Annotated in this window: 17 protein-coding genes and 2 pseudogenes; 10 read left to right on the top strand and 9 right to left on the bottom strand. The window is 73.7% G+C overall.

The features are described from left to right. Nucleotides 1–200 (top strand): annotated as a pseudogene (locus ABZ923_RS36780) (hypothetical protein); the annotation flags it as partial. 27 nt (nucleotides 201–227) lie between these two features. Here ABZ923_RS36780 and ABZ923_RS36775 read toward each other — a convergent pair. After that, entirely contained in the window at nucleotides 228–566 is a 339-nt protein-coding gene (locus tag ABZ923_RS36775) for a plasmid stabilization protein (protein WP_361481191.1), read from the bottom strand. 55 nt (nucleotides 567–621) lie between these two features. Then, complete coding sequence (locus ABZ923_RS36770) at nucleotides 622–1,770, bottom strand: oxidoreductase (protein ID WP_361481188.1); 1,149 nt, start codon at nucleotides 1,768–1,770, stop codon at nucleotides 622–624. A gap of 220 nt (nucleotides 1,771–1,990) precedes the next feature. Here ABZ923_RS36770 and ABZ923_RS36765 point away from each other — a divergent pair, with 220 nt between their 5' ends. The 4 genes from ABZ923_RS36765 (at nucleotide 1,991) to ABZ923_RS36750 (ending at nucleotide 6,456) form a co-directional block, all read left to right on the top strand. Then, nucleotides 1,991–2,407 carry an SsgA family sporulation/cell division regulator gene (locus ABZ923_RS36765; RefSeq protein ID WP_361481185.1) on the top strand — a complete coding sequence of 139 codons (417 nt, stop codon included), beginning with the start codon at nucleotides 1,991–1,993 and terminating at the stop codon, nucleotides 2,405–2,407. Nucleotides 2,408–2,710: 303 nt separating this feature from the next. Beyond that, entirely contained in the window at nucleotides 2,711–4,336 is a 1,626-nt protein-coding gene (locus ABZ923_RS36760; RefSeq protein ID WP_361481182.1) for an ABC-F family ATP-binding cassette domain-containing protein, read from the top strand. Between the two features lie 144 nt (nucleotides 4,337–4,480). Continuing rightward, the gene (gene ddaH, locus ABZ923_RS36755) at nucleotides 4,481–5,257 is read left to right on the top strand and encodes a dimethylargininase (RefSeq protein WP_361481179.1); all 777 of its coding nucleotides are present in this window, start codon (nucleotides 4,481–4,483) and stop codon (nucleotides 5,255–5,257) included. A 224-nt stretch (nucleotides 5,258–5,481) separates the two neighbouring features. Continuing rightward, complete coding sequence (locus ABZ923_RS36750; RefSeq protein ID WP_361481176.1) at nucleotides 5,482–6,456, top strand: acyl-ACP desaturase; 975 nt, start codon at nucleotides 5,482–5,484, stop codon at nucleotides 6,454–6,456. 71 nt (nucleotides 6,457–6,527) lie between these two features. Here the strand turns inward: ABZ923_RS36750 and ABZ923_RS36745 are convergent, their stop codons facing one another. Beyond that, complete coding sequence (locus ABZ923_RS36745; protein ID WP_361481173.1) at nucleotides 6,528–6,773, bottom strand: WhiB family transcriptional regulator; 246 nt, start codon at nucleotides 6,771–6,773, stop codon at nucleotides 6,528–6,530. Nucleotides 6,774–7,043: 270 nt separating this feature from the next. On the opposite strand from ABZ923_RS36745, the gene ABZ923_RS36740 reads away from it, so the two are divergent. Further along, nucleotides 7,044–7,835: a VOC family protein gene (locus ABZ923_RS36740; protein WP_361481170.1), complete on the top strand. Its 792-nt coding sequence runs from the start codon at nucleotides 7,044–7,046 to the stop codon at nucleotides 7,833–7,835. A gap of 23 nt (nucleotides 7,836–7,858) precedes the next feature. Here ABZ923_RS36740 and ABZ923_RS36735 read toward each other — a convergent pair whose 3' ends face one another. The 3 genes from ABZ923_RS36735 to ligD all read right to left on the bottom strand — a co-directional run bounded on the left by ABZ923_RS36735 (nucleotide 7,859) and on the right by ligD (nucleotide 10,716). Continuing rightward, complete coding sequence (locus tag ABZ923_RS36735; protein ID WP_361481167.1) at nucleotides 7,859–8,935, bottom strand: LacI family DNA-binding transcriptional regulator; 1,077 nt, start codon at nucleotides 8,933–8,935, stop codon at nucleotides 7,859–7,861. Then, nucleotides 8,932–9,588: a hypothetical protein gene (locus tag ABZ923_RS36730; RefSeq protein WP_361481194.1), complete on the bottom strand. Its 657-nt coding sequence runs from the start codon at nucleotides 9,586–9,588 to the stop codon at nucleotides 8,932–8,934. Before ABZ923_RS36730 ends, ABZ923_RS36735 begins: the two co-directional genes overlap by 4 nt. Nucleotides 9,589–9,702: 114 nt before the next feature. Further along, entirely contained in the window at nucleotides 9,703–10,716 is a 1,014-nt protein-coding gene (ligD, locus tag ABZ923_RS36725) for a non-homologous end-joining DNA ligase (protein ID WP_361481164.1), read from the bottom strand. 74 nt (nucleotides 10,717–10,790) lie between these two features. Between ligD and ABZ923_RS36720 the strand changes: the two genes are divergently transcribed. Continuing rightward, nucleotides 10,791–11,861, top strand: a complete 1,071-nt coding sequence (locus tag ABZ923_RS36720; RefSeq protein ID WP_361481161.1) for an ATP-dependent DNA ligase — start codon at nucleotides 10,791–10,793, stop codon at nucleotides 11,859–11,861. Between the two features lie 13 nt (nucleotides 11,862–11,874). Here ABZ923_RS36720 and ABZ923_RS36715 read toward each other — a convergent pair whose 3' ends face one another. Both ABZ923_RS36715 and ABZ923_RS36710 read right to left on the bottom strand, forming a co-directional pair. After that, nucleotides 11,875–13,065 carry a zinc-dependent alcohol dehydrogenase gene (locus ABZ923_RS36715; RefSeq protein ID WP_361481158.1) on the bottom strand — a complete coding sequence of 397 codons (1,191 nt, stop codon included), beginning with the start codon at nucleotides 13,063–13,065 and terminating at the stop codon, nucleotides 11,875–11,877. 392 nt (nucleotides 13,066–13,457) lie between these two features. Further along, a pseudogene (locus ABZ923_RS36710) lies at nucleotides 13,458–16,141 on the bottom strand (AAA family ATPase). 262 nt (nucleotides 16,142–16,403) lie between these two features. On the opposite strand from ABZ923_RS36710, the gene ABZ923_RS36705 reads away from it, so the two are divergent. After that, a complete protein-coding gene (locus tag ABZ923_RS36705; protein ID WP_361481155.1) occupies nucleotides 16,404–17,444 on the top strand; it encodes a DUF2510 domain-containing protein in 1,041 nt (346 codons plus the stop codon). A gap of 150 nt (nucleotides 17,445–17,594) precedes the next feature. Here the strand turns inward: ABZ923_RS36705 and ABZ923_RS36700 are convergent, their stop codons facing one another. Continuing rightward, nucleotides 17,595–18,209 carry a TetR/AcrR family transcriptional regulator gene (locus ABZ923_RS36700; protein ID WP_361481152.1) on the bottom strand — a complete coding sequence of 205 codons (615 nt, stop codon included), beginning with the start codon at nucleotides 18,207–18,209 and terminating at the stop codon, nucleotides 17,595–17,597. A gap of 182 nt (nucleotides 18,210–18,391) precedes the next feature. Here ABZ923_RS36700 and ABZ923_RS36695 point away from each other — a divergent pair, with 182 nt between their 5' ends. Both ABZ923_RS36695 and ABZ923_RS36690 read left to right on the top strand, forming a co-directional pair. Then, complete coding sequence (locus ABZ923_RS36695; protein ID WP_361481149.1) at nucleotides 18,392–19,192, top strand: phosphatase PAP2 family protein; 801 nt, start codon at nucleotides 18,392–18,394, stop codon at nucleotides 19,190–19,192. Then, nucleotides 19,189–20,184: a hypothetical protein gene (locus tag ABZ923_RS36690; protein ID WP_361481147.1), complete on the top strand. Its 996-nt coding sequence runs from the start codon at nucleotides 19,189–19,191 to the stop codon at nucleotides 20,182–20,184. The genes ABZ923_RS36695 and ABZ923_RS36690 overlap by 4 nt, the downstream gene beginning before the upstream one ends. Nucleotides 20,185–20,397 lie beyond the last annotated feature (213 nt).

The raw sequence follows: 20,397 nt of genomic DNA, 5'->3' as shown, positions 1-20,397 counted from the left end.
GCTCCTCGCCGCCCTCGCCCCCCCCCCCCCCCGGCGCGGGGGGGGTCTCGGCCCGGGGGGCGCGGGACCGCGCCCGCATCGAGGACCTCGTGGCGGGCGACCCGTTCGTCGTGGCCGGCGTGTGCGCCTACCGCGTCACGGAGTTCATCGCCACGAAGACGGCCCCCGAACTGGCGCGCTACCGGCAGACACTCGGCTGAGGCCCGCGGCCCGGGGCCGCGGGGCCGTCAGCCCTTCTTGGCGTTCAGGGCGCGCTGCAGCTCGTCCTTGTTCATGTGCGAACGGCCTTCGATGCCGCGCTGCTTCGCCTCGTTGTACAACTGGTCGCGCGTCGGGCCGTGCGAGCCGACCCGGTTGCCCGACCGCTGACCGCCGCGCCTCGACGACGACATGTCCTGGGTCGAACTGCGGCTGGCGGTCTTGGACTCGCCGGAGCGGGCGCGTTCCTTGTTCACCGTCCGCGCGGCGATCTCCTTGGCGCGCCCGGTGCTCTCGCCCCGGTCCTGCGCGCTCTTCTTGATGTGCTCGTACTGGCGCTCGCGCTTGGGGCTGGAACCGGCTGGCATGATCGCTCCTTTCCTCTGCGGCAGGGAACGAGTACCCGCGTTGCGTGCACTTACCTCACCGTTCGAGCCGTGCCACCCGGCCCTGTTCGCCGGCCGCCCAGCAGCTCAGGTCGGGGGTGCAGGCCACCGTGTCGTAGGAGCCGGTGTCGACGGTGCGCCAGCTGCGGCCGCCGTCGGTGGTCAGGTCGGTGCCGGTCGGGCCGACGGCCAGCGCGGCGCTGCGGCTGTGCGGGAGCCAGGCGGCACCGGAGCGGTAGGCGGGCGGCGGGGCGGCGGCGGGACGCCAGGTGCGGCCGCCGTCGGCGCTGACCGCGGCGGCGTCCGGCGAGGGCTGGTCGGGGCGGTAGTCGCCGCCGACCGCGATGCCGTGGGTGCGGTCGCGGAAGGCGAGCGCGAAGACGCCCCTCGCCGGATCGCCCGCGGGGACCGGCGTGTCGGCGGCCGTCCAGGTCAGTCCGCGGTCGGCGGAGTGCAGCACGCGCGCGCGTGCGCCGCCGCCGGTGGCCAGCCAGACGTCCCGCGGGCCGGAGGCGACCAGGCACTGGCCGCTCGCGGCGAAGCCCGCCTCGCCGTCCAGCGCGGGCGGCATGCCGGCGGAGGGCAGCACGCGCCAGGAGCGCCCGCCGTCGGCGGTGGACAGCAGGCGGAACCTCCCGTCCACGGGGTCGCTCAGGGCGAGGCCGTGCCGGCGGTCGAAGAAGGTGAGGCAGTCGTAGAAGGCCCGCGGGTCGGTGTTGCGGAAGGACTCCGTCCAGGTGGTGCCGCCGTCGTCGGTGCGGTAGACGCGGGACGCCTCGCCCTCGCCGATGGCCAGCACCACCGCGCGCCGCGCGTCGAACGCCGTCACGTCCCGGAACTGCGCGTCGGCCGCGCCCGGCGGAGAGACGTTCCGCCAGCTCGTGCCGCCGTCCGTGGTGCGCAGCACCGTGCCGCCGGTGCCGGCCAGCCAGGCGGTGTGCCGGTCGAGGGCCGCCAGTCCCCGGAAGCGGACCTGCGGCGTGCCGGGGTCCTTCGCCGCCCAGTGCACGCCTCCCCGGCCGGAGTTCACCGCGAGTACGGCCGCCGGGCCGGCACCGCCCTGTCCGAGCGGGCGGGCCCCGGCCTGCGGGGCCGTCAGGGCGGCCAGCGCCGCCCCGCACGCCACTCCCGCCGCCACCAGCCGGCTCGCCCGTCCCCAGCGTCGCGTGCTCCCCAAGCGCCTCATGGCGGGCGAAGCTAGCCCACCCTCCCGGCCCCGTCCAGAGGGCCTGCCGGGACGCACGCGACGCCGGACGAACGGGAACAGCCGTGCGTTCCCCGTGCATGAACGCGGTGACCGAGGTCACTCGTTCCCCGTGTGCACGCATCGGCCGAATCCGTCGTCTCTTCCAGTGCCGGGTGCCGCACATCCGGGCGCAGTCCAGCCGTCACGAGGGAGCAAGGCGTTGTCCACCGTCATCGAGCAGCCCGTAGAGGCCCGTCTCGTCGCCGCCGCACCGCGCATGCCGAGCATTCCCGCGACGCTGCGCTACGACCGGAGCGACCCGTTCGCCGTCCGCATGACCTTCCCGGCCCCGGCCACCCTGGAGGGCGTCGACGTGTGCTGGACCTTCTCCCGCGAACTGCTCATGGCCGGGCTGCAGGGCCCCGAGGGCCAGGGCGACGTCCGGGTCCGGCCGTACGGGTACGACCGCACGGTGCTGGAGTTCCACGCCCCGGAGGGCACCGCGATCGTGCATGTGCGCTCGGGCGAGATACGGCGGTTCCTGGAGGCGGCCGGCGACCTGGTCCCGGTGGGCCTGGAGCACCTCCAGCTGGACCTGGACCACGACCTGGCCGAGCTGATGCGGGACGCCTGCTGAACGACCCGGGCGGTCCCGCGCGCGGGGGCCGGCGCTGCGAATTGCGTTGACAGCCCTCCGGCGCCCTCCTACGGTGTATGACGGTTCTGTTGCCGTCGATTGGAGAAGGACGTTGCTCGTCTGAGGTCCCGAGACATCGCGTCGCACCGGTGAGGTGTGCGCGGCGTACGACCTCGGCGTCCGAGCCGTCCCCCCGGCACAGGCCCTTTTTTCGTGGCCCTCCGTGCCCGGCCCTTCGGTTTGCGCCTCGCGGTGTCTCGACACGCGTCCACCCGAACGCTCACACCCCTCGCGAGGCGCCCCATGTCAGCATCCCTCACCGCTCGTTCCCTGTCCTTCGCCTGGCCCGACGGCACCACCGTCCTCGACGGCCTGGACATCTCCTTCGGCCCCGGCCGGACCGGGCTCGTCGGCGTCAACGGATCGGGCAAGTCCACCCTGCTCAAGCTGCTCGCCGGGGAACTCGTCCCGGCCGACGGCACCGTCCGGGCGGCCGGCGAGATCGGTCACCTCCCGCAGAACGTCACCCTCGACACCGCACTCCGCGTCGACCAGGCCCTCGGCATCGCCGAGCAGCGGGCCGCGCTGCACGCCATCGAGGCGGGCGACGTCGCCGAGGAGCACTTCGAGACCGTCGGCGACGACTGGGACGTCGAGGAACGCGCCCTGGTCACCCTCGGCGAACTCGGCCTCGGCCACATCGGCCTGGACCGGACCGTCGGCGAGGTCTCCGGCGGCGAGTCGGTGCTGCTGCGGCTCGCCGCGCTGCTGCTGCGCCGCCCCGACGTCCTGCTGCTGGACGAGCCCACCAACAACCTCGACCTGTACGCGCGCCGGCGGCTGTACCAGGCCGTCGCCTCCTGGCCGGGCGTCCTGGTCGTGGTCAGCCACGACCGGGAACTGCTCGACCTGGTCGACCAGATCGCGGAGCTGCACTCCGGGGAGGTGACCTGGTACGGCGGCAACTTCTCGGCCTACGAGGAGGCGCTGGCCGCCGAGCAGGAGGCGGCCGAACGCATGGTGCGCGTCGCCGAGGCCGATGTGCGCAAACAGCGGCGCGAACTGGCCGACGCCCAGGTCAAACTGGCCCGCCGCAAGCGGTACGGCCAGAAGATGTGGGACGCCAAACGCGAACCGAAGATCGTCATGGGTGCGCGCAAACGCGCCGCCCAGGAGTCCGCGGGCAAGCACCGCATCATGCACCAGGAGCGGCTCGCCGAGGCCCGGGAGCGGCTGGACGAGGCGGTGGAGGCCGTACGGGACGACGACGAGATCCGCGTCGAGCTGCCGTACACGGCCGTGCCGCCCGGCCGGCAGGTGCTCACCCTGGAGAACCTGGAGACGGCCTGCCACGCGCGCGTGCGGGGCGTCCTGGACCTGCGCGGCCCCGAACGGATCGCGCTGGTCGGCCGCAACGGCTCCGGCAAGACGACGCTGCTGCGCACGGTCGCCGGTGAGCTGGCGCCGCTGTCCGGCACGGTGACGGCGCACGTCCCGCTGCGTTTCCTGCCCCAGCGGCTGGACGTGCTGGACGACGCCCTGTCGGTCGCCGAGAACGTGGCCCGGTTCGCGCCGGGCGCCACCAACAACCGGATCCGGGCCCGTCTCGCCCGCTTCCTGTTCCGGGGCGCGCGGGCCGACCAGGAGACGGGCACCCTGTCGGGCGGCGAGCGTTTCCGGGCGGCCCTGGCCGCGCTGATGCTCGCCGAGCCGGCACCCCAGTTGCTGCTGCTCGACGAGCCCACCAACAACCTCGACATGGCCAGCGTCCGGCAGCTGACCACGGCCCTGGAGTCGTACGAGGGCGCGCTGATCGTCGCCGGGCACGACCTGCCGTTCCTGGAGTCGATCGGGATCACGCGCTGGCTGCTGATGGAGGGAGGGGTGCTGACGGAGACGACGCCCGGGGCGCTCGCGGACCCGGCCTGACCGGCCTGCGTGGTCCCGGGACGGACACGGCCTGACAACGAGGGTTTTGTCCTGGCCGGGGCGCCCTGCATGATGACGGACCGGCGCCTTCGTGCTCGGCGCCGGACACCGCACCATCGCTCCGACCGATTCGAAAGGCCCCTCGTGCCCAGCAAGAAGGCCCTCGTCCGCCGCCCCGGTCCCCGCCTCGCCGACGGTCTGGTCACGCACATCGAGCGGGAGAAGGTCGATGTCGGGCTCGCCGGTGAACAGTGGGAGGCCTACGTCGAGGCCCTGCGCACGCACGGCTGGGAGACGATCGAGGTCGAAGCGGCCGACGACTGCCCCGACTCGGTGTTCGTCGAGGACACCGTCGTCATGTACCGGAACGTGGCGCTGATCACCCGGCCCGGCGCCGAGTCCCGGCGGGCGGAGACCGCCGGCGTCGAGGAGGCCGTGGCCCGCCTCGGCTGCTCGGTGAACTGGATATGGGAGCCGGGCACCCTGGACGGCGGTGACGTCCTGAAGGTCGGCGACACCGTGTACGTCGGCCGCGGCGGGCGGACCAACGCGGCCGGCGTGCAGCAGCTGCGGGCGGCCTTCGAACCGCTGGGCGCCCGTGTGGTGGCCGTGCCCGTGAGCCGGGTGCTGCACCTGAAGTCGGCGGTGACCGCGCTGCCCGACGGCACGGTGATCGGGCACATCCCGAAGATCGACCGGCCGTCGCTGTTCCCGGGCTTCCTGTCGGTGCCGGAGGAGTCCGGCGCGCACGTGGTGCTGCTCGGCGGCAGCAAGCTGCTGATGGCGGCGAGCGCACCGAAGACCGCCGAGCTGCTGACCGATCTCGGCCACGAGGTGGTGACGGTCGACATCAGCGAGTTCGAGAAGCTGGAGGGCTGTGTGACCTGCCTCTCGGTGCGGCTGCGGGAGCTGTACGCCTGACCGGGTGACCGCGACGCTTGAACGGCCCCGGGACCTGCGGGTCCGGGGCCGTCCGCATCCCCGCGGAAGGCCGTCGGGGCAGGCTGATCAGCGGTTCTTTACCGCAGCCTTAACCTACGGCTTCGTAACCTACGGCTTCGTAGCCTACGATCACGTAGGTTTCCCGGCACCGCTCGCCGGGCACCCCTTCCGCTCCCCTTGTACGGCGTCCCCCTGGAGTTCCCGTGACGATCACCTCCCCTCACCTCGGCAGCCCGTCCGTCTGGACCGACGCGCGGCTGCTGTACGCACTGGAGGAAGTGGTCGAGAAGGAGCTGAACCGGCATCTGCAGGTCGCCAAGGACTGGATGCCGCACGAGTACGTGCCGTGGAGCGACGGCCGCAACTTCCCGGGCCTGTTCGAGGACGGCGAGGCCTGGGACAAGAACCAGTCCAAGGTGACGGAGATCGGCCGTACCGCCCTCGTGGTCAACCTGCTGACCGAGGACAACCTGCCGAGCTACCACCACGAGATCGCCACGCTCTTCGGCCGCGAGGGCGCCTGGGGCACCTGGGTGCACCGCTGGACGGCCGAGGAGGGCCGGCACGGCATCGTCATGCGGGACTACCTGCTGGCCTCCCGCGCGGTGGACCCGGACAAGCTGGAGCAGTTCCGGATGTCGCACATGAGCGAGGGCTTCGAGTCCGACAACCGGCACTCGATGCTGCACTCGATCGCCTACGTCGCCTTCCAGGAGCTGGCCACGCGGATCTCGCACCGCAACACCGGCCACCAGTCCGGCGACCCGGTCTGCGACCGCATGCTGGCGCGCATCGCGACCGACGAGAACCTGCACATGGTCTTCTACCGCAACCTGCTCAAGGCCGCCTTCGAGCTGGCCCCCGACCTGACGATGCAGGCGGTGCGGGACGTCGTCGTGAACTTCCGCATGCCCGGTCACGGCATCCCCGGCTTCGAGCGGGCCGCCGCGCAGATGGCGATCGGCGAGGTCTACAACCTGCGCATCCACCACGACGACGTGCTGCAGCCGGTGCTGCGCTTCCTGAAGGTCCTGGAGATCGACGGCCTCGGCCCCGAGGGGCTCCAGGCGCAGGAGGAGCTCGGCCTGTTCATGGGCGGGCTGGACGCGGAGGCCGCGAAGTTCGACGAGAAGCTGGCCGCGCGCAAGGCCCGGATGGCGGCGCGCGCCGCGGGCTGACGCCCCGCGCACGGGTCAGGCGGTCCCGCGGCCGACGGGCGGCGCCTGCGGGCGTGTGCCGGGCGGCGGGGTCAGCGGGCGGTGCGGCGCAGGGCCAGGCGTTCCTTCTCCGACAGGCCGCCCCAGACGCCGAACCGCTCGTCGTTGGCCAGCGCGTACTCCAGACAGGCCGGGCGCAGGTCACACATGGCGCAGATGCGCTTCGCCTCGCGCACCGAGCTGCCGGGGTCGGGGAAGAAGAAGTCCGGCCCGGTCTGCGCGCACAGGGCCTGCGCCTGCCAGGTGTCGTCGGCCGGGGTGATGGTTTCGAAGTGCATGGCCAGGAGCCTGCCGCACGCCGAAAAACGTTCGATCAACGCCGGCTCAACGGCGCGCCCCGGGCCCTGCGGCCGCACCGATGATGCTCGCCCCGCCCGGCGCGCGCACGGCGGCGCGCGGAGCCGGTACGAAAACCCGGAGAACGCGGACCGACACGCCCGGTGAGCGCGGGGCGGTACGGTGCGTCGCGGGGCTCCGGCGGCGATTGTCGGTGGGCGGTGCCAGACTCGGCAGTGCACAGGACGGGACCCCTTGCGAGGAGGGCCGAGATGCTCACCACCCGTTTCGTCAACGGCGCGCCCAACTGGATCGACGTCGGCAGTCCCGACATCGACGGCGCCACCGCGTTCTACGGCGGCCTGTTCGGCTGGGAGTTCCGGTCGGCGGGGCCGGACGCCGGCGGGTACGGCTTCTTCCAGCTGGACGGCCGGACCGTGGCGGGCGGCATGCAGACCGGCCCCGGGCAGGGACCCCCGGCCTGGACGGTGTACTTCCAGAGCGAGGACGCCCGGGCCACCGCCGAGGCCGCCGAACAGGCCCACGGCAGGGTGCTGTTCCCGCCGACGGACGTGATGGACCGGGGCCGCATGGCGGTCCTCGCCGACCAGGCGGGCGTGCACTTCGGCGTCTGGCAGCCGGGGCGGACCCGGGGCGTGGACGCGGCGAACGAGCCCGGCGCGCTGTGCTGGGTCGAGCTGTATACCCCGGACATCGCGGCGGCCGCCGCGTTCTACCGGCGCGTGCTCGGCCTGGAGACGTCCGGGATGCCCTTCCCGGGCGGGACGTACACCTGCGTCAACGCGGAGGGCGCCGGGGAGGACGCGATGTTCGGCGGGATGGTGCCGCTGGCCGACGCCCCGGACGAGAAGGAGTCCGGCGCGTACTGGCTGCCGTACTTCGAGGTGGCGGACACCGACGCCGTGGGGGAACAGGCACAGCGGCTCGGCGGGACCGTACGGATGCCCGCGACGACCCTGGAGGGCGTGGGCCGCATGGCCAAGCTGGCCGATCCGTACGGGGCCCGCTTCGCGGTGATCAGAAGCGAGCCGGCGCAGGGCTGAACCCCCGCGCGCCCGGGCCCGGGTCACGCGGAGGCGCGGCGTATCAGCGTCGTCGGCAGGACCACTCCGGTCGCCGGTGCGCCCGGCGCGCCGGCCGTCGCACGCTCCCGGTCCCGGCCGTCGGACAGGCCCTGCAGCAGCAGGCGGGCCATCAGCCGGCCCATCTCCTCGATGTCCTGACGGACCGTGGTCAGCGGCGGGTCGGCCTGCTCGGTCACCGGCAGCATGTCGTCGAAGCCGACCACGGCCACGTCCTCGGGCACCCGCCGGCCGCTCTCGCGCAGCACCCGCAGCGCGCCGAGCGCGGTGAGGTCGTTGGCGGCGAACACGGCGTCGACGTCCGGGCACCGCTCCAGCAGTTCGCGCATGGCGCGTTCCCCGCCGGACGGGGTGAAGTCGCTCTCCACCACCAGCCGGGGGTCGCTCTCGCCCAGCACGTCGGCCATCTCGTCCCGGTAGCCGTCGAGCCGGTCCACCGCCGAGGTCTGGTCCAGCGCGCCGGTGAGGTGCGCGACGCGCCGGCGGCCGAGGTCCAGCAGGTGCCGTACGGCCGCGCGGGCCCCGCCCCGGTTGTCGCAGTCGACGTACACCACGCCCGGGTCCCCGGCCCGCGCGCCCTCGCCCCAGTGGGGGCGTCCGCCGAACACCGTGGGCACGCCCGCGTCGCGGATGAGCCCGGGCAGCGGGTCGTCCAGGTGCAGGGAGAAGACGAGCGCGCCGTCGACATGGCCGCCGGCCAGGTACCGGGCCACGCGCGCGTGGTCGGCGCGGCCCTCGGTGAGCAGCAGCACGAGCTGGTTGTCGTGCGCGGTCAGCTCCTTGCTGATGCCGCGCAGCTGGAGGGCGAAGAAGGGGTCGGCGAAGACCCGGGCCTCGGGCTCGGCGATGACGACCGCGACGGCGTCGTGGCGTCGGGTGACGAGGCTGCGTGCCGCCTGGTTCGGGACGTAGCCCAGCTCCTCCACGGCCCGCCGGACCCGCTCGGCCAGGGGTTCGCGGACCCCGTCGCCGCCGTTGACCACCCGGGACACGGTGGCCCGGGACACGCCGGCCCGCGCGGCCACGGCCTCCAGCGTGGGACGCGACACTGCCTCGGTCACTTCGGGACTCCTCCTCGGCGGGTGGCGATCAGAATAGCCGCGCTCCCGCCCACCCGACCGGTGCCGGTGGCGACCGGTACGGAGCCGCCCAGCCCGGCAGGCCGACCCTCGTCCCGAGACCCCGGCGCTCCGCCCTCCAGGACGCCTGCCGGGGCGGTCCGACGGGGGCGTACACGACGCGCTGCCGGGCCGAGGTCCGGCCGGGGTGCGGGTCGCGCAGGACGTCGGTGAGGGGGGCGTCGGCGTCCGGCCGGGCCGGGTGCCGCCGACGCGCCCGCCGTGGCGGCCCGTTCCCGGTCGTCGACGACGAGGAGGGCCGCGTCCGGCAGGTCGGCGGCGAGTTCCCGTGTGCCGGGCTCGTCGGCGCCGAGGCTGGTGAGGTGCTGCCCGGCGCCGGTGTCGGCGAGGGCCGGCAGCGGTGTCCGGGGTCGGGTGGCGGGCAGGGCGACGTCGGCCGCCCCGGCCACCGCCCGGGCCGGGCCGAGCACCCGGCCCCCGTGCCGGGCGGCGAACGCGGCGGCCCGCCCGGGGTCCGTGGCGTGGACGACGAGATCCCGGAACCGGCGCCCGCCGGCGAGGCCGCGCGGGGTCGGCTCGGCCTGCGCGCCCGCTCCGACGACGCCGAGGACCCCGTACCCGGCGGGGGCCGGCAGCCCGGGGCCGAGGGCGGCGGACAGTCCGCGGGGTCGAGCACGGCCTCCCGGTCGCTGCGGGTCGGCACACGGGTCATCCGGTCGTGATCGCTCGCCGGGCCGCGGGCCCGCCCGTCAGGGTTCGCGGCGGGCCCGGCTCGGCTGGACGCGTTTGGGTTCGCCGGGCATCTTCGGGTACTCCGGCGGGTATGGCAGGTCGCCCAGGCCGTGGTCGTGCTCGTCCCGGCGGGCCAGGTCCAGCAGCGCCTCCAGGGAGTGCGCGTGGTCGTCCATGCCGGCGTGCACGTCGCCGAGTTCGGCGAACCGGGCCGGCATGGTGGCGAGGTCGAAGTCGCGGGGCTCGGCCACCCCGACCTCCTCCCAGCGCAGCGGTGCCGAGACGGGGGCGTACGGGCGGGGACGCACCGAATAGGCGGACGCGATGGTGCGGTCTCTCGCCGTCTGGTTGTAGTCGATGAAAATCCGGCGCCCGCGTTCCTCCTTCCACCACTTGATGGTCACCTGGTCGGGCATCCGGCGCTCCATCTCCCGGCCCACCGCGATGGCCGCGCGGCGCACCTGGGTGAAGGTCCAGCGCGGTTCGATGGGGACGAAGACGTGCAGGCCCCGGCCGCCGGAGGTCTTCGGCCAGCCGCGCAGCCCGCCGAACTCGTCCAGCACCGCGCGCAGTTCGTGGGCGGCGCGGGCCGCGTCGGCGTAGTCGGTGCCGGGCTGCGGGTCGAGGTCGATGCGCAGTTCGTCGGGGTGGTCGACGTCGGCGGCGCGTACCGGCCAGGGGTGGAAGGTGAGGGTGCCGTACTGGGCGGCCCACACCACGGCGGCCTCCTCGGTGGGGCACATCTCGTCGGCGCTGCGCCCGCTGGGGAAGGTGATGTGGGCGGTCGGGATCCAGTCGGGCATGCCCTTGGGGGCCCGCTTCTGGAAGAACCATTCGCCGCCGACGCCGTCCGGGTAGCGCTCCAGAGTGGTGGGGCGGTCGCGCAGGGCGCGCAGGATGCCGGGGCCGACGGAGGCGTAGTACCGGGCGAGATCCAGCTTGGTGAAACCGCGCTCCGGGAAGAACACCTTGTCCGGGCTGGACAGCCGTACGGTCCGGCCGCCCACCTCGAGTTCCACCGCATCACCCATGCGGCCACGGTAGGCGCACCCCGCACAGCTCGCATACCGGGCGAAACCGTATGCGTGCGAGCAGAATCTGAGGCATGGATCTCCCCGTCATGCCGCCCGTGAAGCCGATGCTCGCCAAGTCGGTGGCGAAAATCCCGCCGGGGATGCACTACGAGGCCAAGTGGGACGGCTTCCGGTCGATCGTGTTCCGGGACGGGGCCGAGGTCGAGCTGGGCAGCCGTACCGGCAAGCCCCTGACCAGGTACTTTCCCGAGCTGGTCGCGGCGCTGAAGGAGCGGGTGCCCGAGCGGTGCGTGCTGGACGGGGAGATCGTGATCGCGCGCGGCGGCCGGCTGGACTTCGACGCGCTGACCGAGCGGATCCACCCGGCGGCCTCCCGGGTGCGGATGCTCGCCGAGAAGACCCCGGCCTCCTTCGTCGCCTTCGACCTGCTGGCCCTGGACGACCACGCCCTGCTCGACGTACCGCTGACCGACCGCCGCGCCCTGCTGGACCGGGCCCTCGCCGAGGCGACCCCGCCGGTGCACGTGGCGCCCTCCACGACCGACATCGAGGTGGCCCGGCAGTGGTTCGAGCAGTTCGAGGGCGCCGGCCTGGACGGGGTCGTGGCCAAACCGCTCACCCTGCACTACCTGCAGGACGAGCGGGCCATGTTCAAGATCAAACACGAGCGCACGGCGGACGTCGTGGTCGCCGGGTACCGCTTCCACAAGAGCGGTCCGGTGGTCGGCTCCCTGCTGCTCGGCCTGTACGACGACGACGGCCGGCTCCAGCACGTCGGCGTGTCGGCCGCGTTCGCCATGAAGAAGCGGGCCGAGCTGGTCGAGGAGCTGGCGCCGCTGCGCATGGACGACGTCTCCGGGCACCCGTGGGCCGCCTGGACGGACGAGGCCGCGCACGAGACGGCCCGGCTGCCGGGCGCGCCGAGCCGCTGGTCCGGCAAGAAGGACCTGTCCTGGGTGCCGCTGCGACCGGACCGGGTGGCCGAGGTGGCGTACGACCACATGGAGAACGGGCAGCGGTTCCGGCACACGGCCCGCTTCCGCCGCTGGCGGCCGGACCGCACGCCGGAGAGCTGCACCTACGCCCAGCTGGAGGAGCCGGTGCGCTACGACCTGGCGGAGATCCTCGGCGAGAAGGGCTGAGCCGGATGCCCGCCTACGGCTGCATGAGGATCTTGACGGCGCCGTCCTGCTTGCGCTGGAACATCTCGTACGCGTGCGGTGCCTCCGCCAGCGGCAGCCGGTGCGTGGCGAAGTCGTCGACGCCCAGGGTGTCCTCGTCCGTCAGGTAGGGCAGGATCAGGTCGGTCCAGCGGCGGACGTTGGCCTGGCCCATGCGCAGCTGGATCTGCTTGTCGAACATGGTGAGCATCGGCATGGGGTCGGCCATGCCGCCGTAGACACCGCTGAGCGAGATCGTGCCGCCGCGGCGGACCAGGTCGATGGCCATGTACAGGGCGCCGAGCCGGTCGACGCTGAAGCGTTCCGCGAGCGGCGCGCTCAGCTTGCGGGGCATCAGCGAGGTGGCCGTCTGGGCGAGTTTGGCGGCGGCGCTGCCGTGCGCCTCGGTGCCGACGGCGTCGATCACGGCGTCCGGACCCCGGCCGCCGGTCTCGTCCCGGATGGCCTGGACCAGCGTCTTCTCGTCGTCGAAGGTCCTGAGGTCGTACGTCTCGACACCGCGCCGCTGCGCCCGGGCCAGCCGCTCGGGCACCAGGTCGACGCCGAAGACGCGCTCGGCGCCGCGGGCCATGGCGATCCGGCAGGCCATGTCGCCGATCGGGCCGAGACCGAGGACCGCGAGGGTGCCGCCGGGCGGCACGGCCGCGTACTCGACGGCCTGCCAGGCGGTGGGCAGCACGTCGGAGAGGTAGACGAACCGGTCGTCCGGCGGGCCCTCGGGCACCTTGATCGGCCCGAACTGGGCCTGCGGGACGCGCAGATACTCGGCCTGGGCGCCGGGCACGGCGCCGTACAGGCGCGTGTAGCCGAAGAGGGCGGCGCCCATGCCCTCGCCGGTGACCTGGGTGGTCTCGCACTGCGTGGGCAGCCCGGTCAGGCACATCCAGCAGTTGCCGCAGGCGATCTGGAACGGCACCACGACCCGGTCCCCCACCGCGAGGTCCGGCACCGCCGCGCCGACCTCCTCGACGATGCCCATGGGTTCGTGGCCGAGGATGTCCCCCGGCGTCATGAACGGCGTGAGCACCTCGTACAGGTGCAGGTCGGAGCCGCACAGGCCGGTGGACGTGATGCGGATGACGGCGTCGGTGGGTTCCTCGATCCGCGGGTCCGGCACGTCCTCGACCCGGACGTCCCGTTTGCCCTGCCAGGTGACTGCCTTCATGGGGTCGCGCTCCCTTGGTCGCGTGCGGATGCGTCCTGCGTCCCGATGCGGTGGCGGCCGGGTACCCGCCCGTACCCTCGCTGAATCCCTGGCCAACGGTGCCCCGGGGCGCGCGATCGCTCTGTCCCCACCCGCTCCGTGCTGCTGCCCGCCGCCCCGAGCGCGGCGGCGCTGACCACGGGCTTCACGGGCTTCCGCCACGGCCCGGCGCCCGCCGGAGGGACCCCCGGTGTCCGCGCGCCTTCGTCGCAGGGCAGTGTGGGGGCGATTGTGTGCAGGTGACCGGATGCAGGCTGTCGTATACAGGCGACTGCATACACGCGACGACGTACCGGCGTACCGGCAGCCGTACACAGGACAGTGCATACACGCACCCGTATACAGTCGCCCGTCTACCGCAGACCGCGCCCCGTCTCCAGCACCTCCCGAGCCTGCGCCACCAGCCCCTCCGCCCCGCAGGCCCGCGCGAGGTCCAGGCCCCGGCCCAGTTCCGTCACCGAGCGGGCGGCGATGCCGTACTCGACGCGGGCCGCCGCGTGTTCGTACTGGCAGGGCGAGGCCTCCAGGTAGGTGACGGCGCGGGCCGCGAGCTGGACCGCGCGCTGGCCCGTCTCCAGGGCTGCGGCGCAGCGCAGGGCCTCGCCGATGGCGGTGTCCGTGCCGAACCGTTCGGCCTGCCGGCGGGCGTCGGCCGCGAGCTGGGCGGCCCGGGCCGGGTCCTGCTCGGCGAGGGCCTTGGCCAGCTCGATGGACCAGGGGCGAGGACCGGGTTGTGGCCGCCGCGGGAGGCGGCGGTCTTCTCGGCGGCCTCCAGTTCGTTGATGCCTTCCTCGGTGCGGCCGACGGCGAGGAGCAGCCGGCCGCGTACGGAGCGGATGTCGGGCAGCACGATGGTGGACGGGTAGGGCGGCGCGAAGCCGTACTGTTCGGCGACCGACCAGGCCTCCTCCACGCGGCCCCGGGCCAGCAGGGTGTCGACCAGTCCGCAGCTGGCCGACCAGTACAGCGGCAGGCGGCGGCCGACGCGTTCGGCGAGGACCAGGGCCTCGCGGAGGGTGGTCTCGGCGTCGCGGAGCCGGCCCTGTCTGCGGTAGGCGAGCCCGAGGAAGGCGTTGGCCAGGGAGAGGTGGCCGCCGTGCCAGCCGGCCGTGGTGTACACACGGCGGGCCTCGGCGAACAGGCTCTCGGCCCGGTCGAGCCGGTCGGCGTAGGCGTACGAGCTGCCGAGCATCATCAGCAGCTCCATGCCCCACTCGGGGTCGGTCCAGCCGAGTCCGGGCGCGAGCCGGCCGTTGACCAGGGCGCGGTCGCACAGTGCGAGGACCTCGTCGGCGCTTTCCCCGTGGGTCATCGCGTCGAAGCCGCGCAGGATCAGCAGGGCGCGTTCGGCGTTGTCACGGCCGGAGCAGGTGCTCGCCAGTTCGGCGAGGCGCCGGGAACGGGCCGGTGACACGGTCTCGCCGTGGATGCCCTCCCACATGAACTGGAACGCCTGCAGCCGCATCCGCACGGGGCCGGCCTCGTGCCGGGCGGCTTCGGCCTCGACCGTGCGGACGGCCTCCTCCAGCTGGTCGTTGTGGAGCAGCGCCTGGGAGAGGCGGACGACGGCGTCGACCCGGTCCTCCCCGTCCAGGCCGGACATGCCGAGTGCGTTCTGCAGGTGGCCGATGGTGACGGCCGGGTTGGTCAGGAGGGTGGCGCACCCCAGTTCGTAGAGGACGTGCGCGTGCACCTCGGGGCGGGGCGGCTCCTCGAGCGCGCGTTCCAGGCAGCGGCGGGCCGCGTCGGGCGCACCGACGGCAAGGTGCTCGCGGGCGGCCTCGCGTAGCTGCTCGACGAGTTCCTCGTCGTCGTCCGGGTGCACCTTGAGCAGGTGCCGGGCGGCCTCGGCGGCGCCCCGGCCCAGCTCGGTGATGATTTGCGCGGCGACGCCGTGCATGGCCGTGCACACGCCGGGCGGGATGGAGTTGTAGACGGCGGTGGCGATGAGCGGGTGGACGAACTCCAGCTCGTCGCCGGTCGGTTCGGTGCCGACGGCCGGCTGGGGTTCGGTGAGGATGCGGGCGTTGCACAGCAGCTCGGCGCAGTGCCGGGCGAGTTCGTCGTTCATGGTGGCGAGGCGGGCGACCATGTCGACGGTGATGCCGGTGCCGAGGATCGCGGCGGCCCACGCGAACCGGGTGGCCTCCAGGCCGAGGCCCTTGAGCCGGTCGACCAGTCCGCCGCCGCGCGCCGCGCGGTTGAGCGCGCGCAGCTCCGCGGCCTGTGCCTCGGCCGGCTGGAGTTCGCTGTCCTGGACCTTGGCGAGGAGTTCGACGGTGTCGTAGGGGTTGCCAGCGGTGACGGCCCAGACCTCGCGGCAGAACGGGTCGTCGGCGTGCCGGCCGAGGGTGGCGCGGGTGAGCCCGGCGGTGGCGTCCGGGGTGAGGGCGCTCAGGTTGTGGACGGGGCGGCCCGCGGCGGCGGCCACCTCGTCGAGCAGGCGGGCGCTGTCGCCGCTGACCTCGCCGGGACGGCGGGCCACCACGACGAGGACGGACAGGTCGTCCAGGCGTTCGGCGAAGGCGGCGAGCCAGCGCAGGGTCTCCTGGTCGGCCCAGTGCGCGTCGTCGAGGAGGAGGACCAGCGGCCATTCGCGGCGGGCGAGCCGGCGCACCGCGGCGACGAGTCCGTCGCACACGTACTGCGGGTCCGCGTTGTCGCCTTGCGGTTCGGCTATGCCGAGGGCGGGGCCGGCGATGTCGTACCAGTCGCCGAGGTACTCGCGGGCCTCCTCGGGGAGTAAGGACAGCAGCGCCGGCTGGAGCAACTGCCGTACGACGTGGAACGGGACCGATCTCAGCGTCTCGGCGCCGCGGGCGGACCAGACGGTGCAGCCGCGGCGTTCGGCGATGCGGCGGATCTCGGTCAGCAACGCGGTCTTGCCGAGTCCGGCCTCGCCCCGCAGGACCAGCAGGCTGCCCGCGGAAGACTGGTCCGCGCACAGCACGTCGAGTGCCTGCGCGACGGTGGCGATCTCGGCGTCCCGCTCCCACAGGGGAGCCGAGCCGGCCGCCGACGGCCGTCCCTCCGTCATCCCGTTACCTCCCCAGGTCGCCCGAATGACGTACAGAGCCCGAGCGTAGCCGTCCGGCGGGGTCCGCGGTGGCCGGTCTCGGCACCTGTTGCCCGCGCGGGTGAAAGTGGGTGCGGGCAGGCGACGCGCGCGCCTGTCCGACCAGCGGACGGAGTGTCAACAGGGCCGCAGCCGGGCGGCAAATCGGGCGGAATGCCACGGTCCGCACGCCGAGCGGTGATCCTCTCATCCCACTTTCACCGTCGCCTCATACGGTGGGGGCATGACGCAGGTGACTCCTCCCGGCTGGTACCCCGACCCCGGGCAGAAGAACGACGGTCCGCCCACCGAGCGCTGGTGGGACGGCAAGGCCTGGACGGGCCAGACCCGCCCCGCCGGCACGGCCGCCTCCTGGGGTCCCCCGGCACAGCCGCCGGCGGACGGCCCGCAGCCGGCCGGCCCGGCACTCCCGGCCCCCGCGGGGTACGGCGCCCACCCGGGGCACCCGGGCTATCCGGCGTATCCGGGATACCCCGCGCAGCCGCCGGCCCGGCCCCGGCGCGGACTGCGCACGGGCATAGCCGTCGCCGTGACGGCCACGGTGCTGGCGTGCGTCGGGATCGGCGTGTACGTCCTCGCCAAGGGCGACGGCGGCGGCGACCGGGCGGGCTCGCAGCAGGGGCCGGGCGGCGGGCGCAACGGCGGGCAGGGCGGCCCGGACGACGGGCCCGGCGGACCCGGGGGCTCCGGCGGGGCCTCGCCGTCGCCGAAGCAGTCCGGGGCGCCGAAGGTCAAGGGCGGCGGCTCGGTGGCGGACCCGGTCAACGGGATCAGCCTGCCGGTGCCGCAGGGCTGGACCGGGCAGGCGATCGAGGTCGGCGCGCAGGTGACCTCCAACGACTCCTACACGTGCCCGGGCGAGACGGCCCAGACGTGCACCGCGGGCGGCGCCTACACGGCTCCGGCGGCGGTGCTGGGCGCCAAGGGCGACACGGCCGAGGAGGTCGCCAAGGCGGACATCGCGGCCAACGCCAAGCAGTCGTACGGCGGCACCACCTACGGCAGCATCACCTCGCACCGGCAGCTGGCCTCCGAGGCGGTGACGGTGGCCGGGCAGAAGGGCTATCTGGTGCGCTGGAAGGCGGTCACCAGCAAGGGCGCCGACGGCTACGTCGAGTCGGTCGCCTTCCCCTCGCCCAACGACGCCCGGCAGATCGTGGTGGTCCGCTTCGGCGTGGACGCCGGGCAGAAGCTGTCCGTCATCGACGAGATCCTCAAGGGGATCAAGGTCTCCTCCGGCGGCGGGAACGGCCAGGACGTCTGAGACCGGATCCCGGGACACGGATCGGCCGGGTGGGATTCCCCTCCGCTCAAGAGGAACCCCACCCGGCCGGGGGGTGCGCGCCGCCCCCGTCCCCACGGTGCGGCGCGGGCAGGTCACCGTCCAGTCATCCCGTGGACGGCGGCCTGGGTCTCATGTCAGTCCGAGCGCCGGCAGCACGGCGGCCTCCACGAACCGGACCAGGTAGTCGGAGTCGGCGTACTGGCCGTTGAGCACCGGCCGCACGCGCAGGACGCCGAACATCATCGCGGGGACGTACTCCAGCGCCGGGTGGCCCGCCCGGACCTCACCCCGGGCCACGCCCCGGGCAAGCATCTCCTCCAGCGCGGCGATCTCCGGGTCCACCAGCGCCTCGCGCAGCGCCCGGGCCAGTTCCTGGTCGGTCGTCATCGCATGGCCCAGCGCCTGCAGCAGCCGGGTGTCCTTGCCGGACCAGTCGCCCGCGGCCCGCGCGGCCTGGCGCAGGTCCTCGGCGAGAGATCCGGTGTCGATGCCGGCGAACTTCACCCGGCGGCTGGCGCGCAGCGCCGCCGCGACGAACTGCGGCTTGGTCTTCCACTGCCGGTAGAGCGTGGACTTGCTGCACCGGGTGCTGGCGGCGATGCCCTCCATGGTGACGGAGTCGTAGCCGCACTGGCGGATCTGTTCCAGCACGGCGTCGAAGAACTCCCGCTCACGCTCCGGCGTGATCTTGGAGCGGCGCGAGGCGACGACCGTGTCCGGTCCGTCCGCGGCCTGCGACGTCATGCGGTGCTTCCCCTCACTCGAGCCTGATTCCCAGTGTGTCGCACATCAATCGATACGCCAGTGTACCGGTACTCGACCGTATCGGTACACTGGCGTATCGGTACGACAACGTATCGATGAGTTCCGGGCCGACCGGAACCCACGCACCACCACCGCACCACCGTCAGCGAAGGGGCCGGGGGATGAACGCCCGAACCGAGCCTGCCGAGACGGACACCGAGCCGGAAGCACCGGCACGGCCGCCTCTGATACGCGAGTTCCTGCTGGTCGCAGGACTCTTCCTCGTCTACAAGCTCGGCCGGCGGCTGGCCACCGGCCACACCGGCGAGGCGTACCGCAACGCCCGCCGCGTATGGCACCTGGAGCGGACCGCGCACCTCCCCCACGAGACCGCCGTGCAGTCCGCACTGCTGCACGGCGACACCCTCGTCCACGCGGCGAACACCTACTACGCCACCGTCCACTTCCCCGCCACCCTCGCCTTCCTCGTCTGGCTCTACCTGCGACGGCCCGCCCACTACGTCTGGGCCCGCCGCGTCCTCGCGGTCCTCACCAGCGCCGCCCTCGTCCTGCCGTTCACCTTCCCGCTGGCCCCGCCCCGGATGCTGACCGCAACCGGCCTCGTCGACACCGGCCGCGTCTACGGCCCCTCCGTCTACGGCCCCCCGTCCAGCGACCACCTCTCCAACCAGTTCGCGGCCATGCCCTCGCTGCACTTCGGCTGGGCACTGATGCTCGCCATCGGCCTGATCGCCGCCACCCGGTCCCGATGGCGCTGGCTCTGGCTGCTGCACCCCCTGATCACCCTCCTGGTGATCGTCGGCACCGCCAACCACTACTGGCTCGACGCGATCGTCGCCGCCGCCATGCTCGGCCTCGCCCTCGCCGCACTCCACCGGCCGCACCGCACCGCCACCACGACAGGACGCGGCACCGGCCGGCTGAGCACACCCGAGCCCGTCCTGGCAGGAGCGAGCCGATGAGCACCCCCGCCCTGGCCGCCCTAGGCCTGTCACTCGTCTCCGCCGTCGCCTACGCGCTCGCCGCCGTCGCCCAGGAACGCCTCGCCTCACACAGCGCCGACACCAGCCTGCTGCGGCTGCTGGGCACCGGCGCCTGGTGGTCGGCGGTAGGCCTCAACGCCGCCGCCGCACTGCTGCACGTCATCGCCCTGAAGTACGGCCCGCTGACCGCCGTACAGCCCCTGGGCGCGCTCACCCTGGTCGCCGCCGTGCCGCTGGGCGCACGGGCGGCCGGACGACGGGTCAGCACCGCGGAGTGGCGGGGCACCGCACTCACCCTGCTCGGGCTCGCCGCCCTCCTGATCACCGCCTCCGGCCCGGCCCCCGCCCGGGTCCTGTCCCTGACCGAGGCCCTGGCCGTCGCGGGTACGACGGGCACCGCCATCGGCTTGCTGACCTGGCCCGGCGCCCGTCCGGGCCTCCGGCACGCGACCGCGTCCGGCTTCGCCTCCGGCGTCGCCTCCGCCCTCACCCAGACGGTCACCGTCGCAGCCACCGACCGCTCCGGCCCGGTCCTCGGCACCGAGGTGATCGTGGTCACCGTCCTCGTCGCCGGCTTCGCCGTCGGCGGACTCCTGCTGTCCCAGACCGCCTACCGCGGCGGCCTCGGCGCCCCCCTGGCCGTCGTCACCCTCGCCAACCCGATCACCGCCGCGGTCATCGGCCTCACCCTGCTGGGCCAAGGCCTGCGGGGCGGAGCGGCGGGGATCCTCCTGGCCTTGGCGGGAGCGGGGCTGGCGGCATGGGGGGTCGTGCTTCTTACGCGGGCGGCCCCGGACGACGACGGCGGCGGTCCCAGCCGTGCTGGGGAGTCCGGGCGGTCCGGGGAGTACGGCGGGCACGATGAGCATCCGGTGGTTGCGGTGCTGGCGCTGGAGCCGGGGACGGCCGCGGCCGAGCCTGCGCTGGTGCCCCGGCGGCCGGAGCAGCCGGGGCATCTCACGGCGCTGTGATCTGCATACGGAATACAGCCGATGGCGGACGGCAGACGGCAGATCGCATACTGCAGACCGCCTGCACACAGTCCGCACACAGCAGGCCGCATATCGACGACCGCATACGGTATGCAGTGGGTCACATACGGGCCGATCGCATACCGCGAACCCCATACAGCGGACGGCATACGGCGGCGGGGGGGGGGGGGGGGGAGGCGCAGTAAACGGCGC

Source organism: Streptomyces sp. NPDC046881 (genome assembly GCF_040645015.1).
Taxonomy (GTDB): domain Bacteria; phylum Actinomycetota; class Actinomycetes; order Streptomycetales; family Streptomycetaceae; genus Streptomyces.
This window is presented reverse-complemented; position numbering and strand designations above follow the sequence as displayed.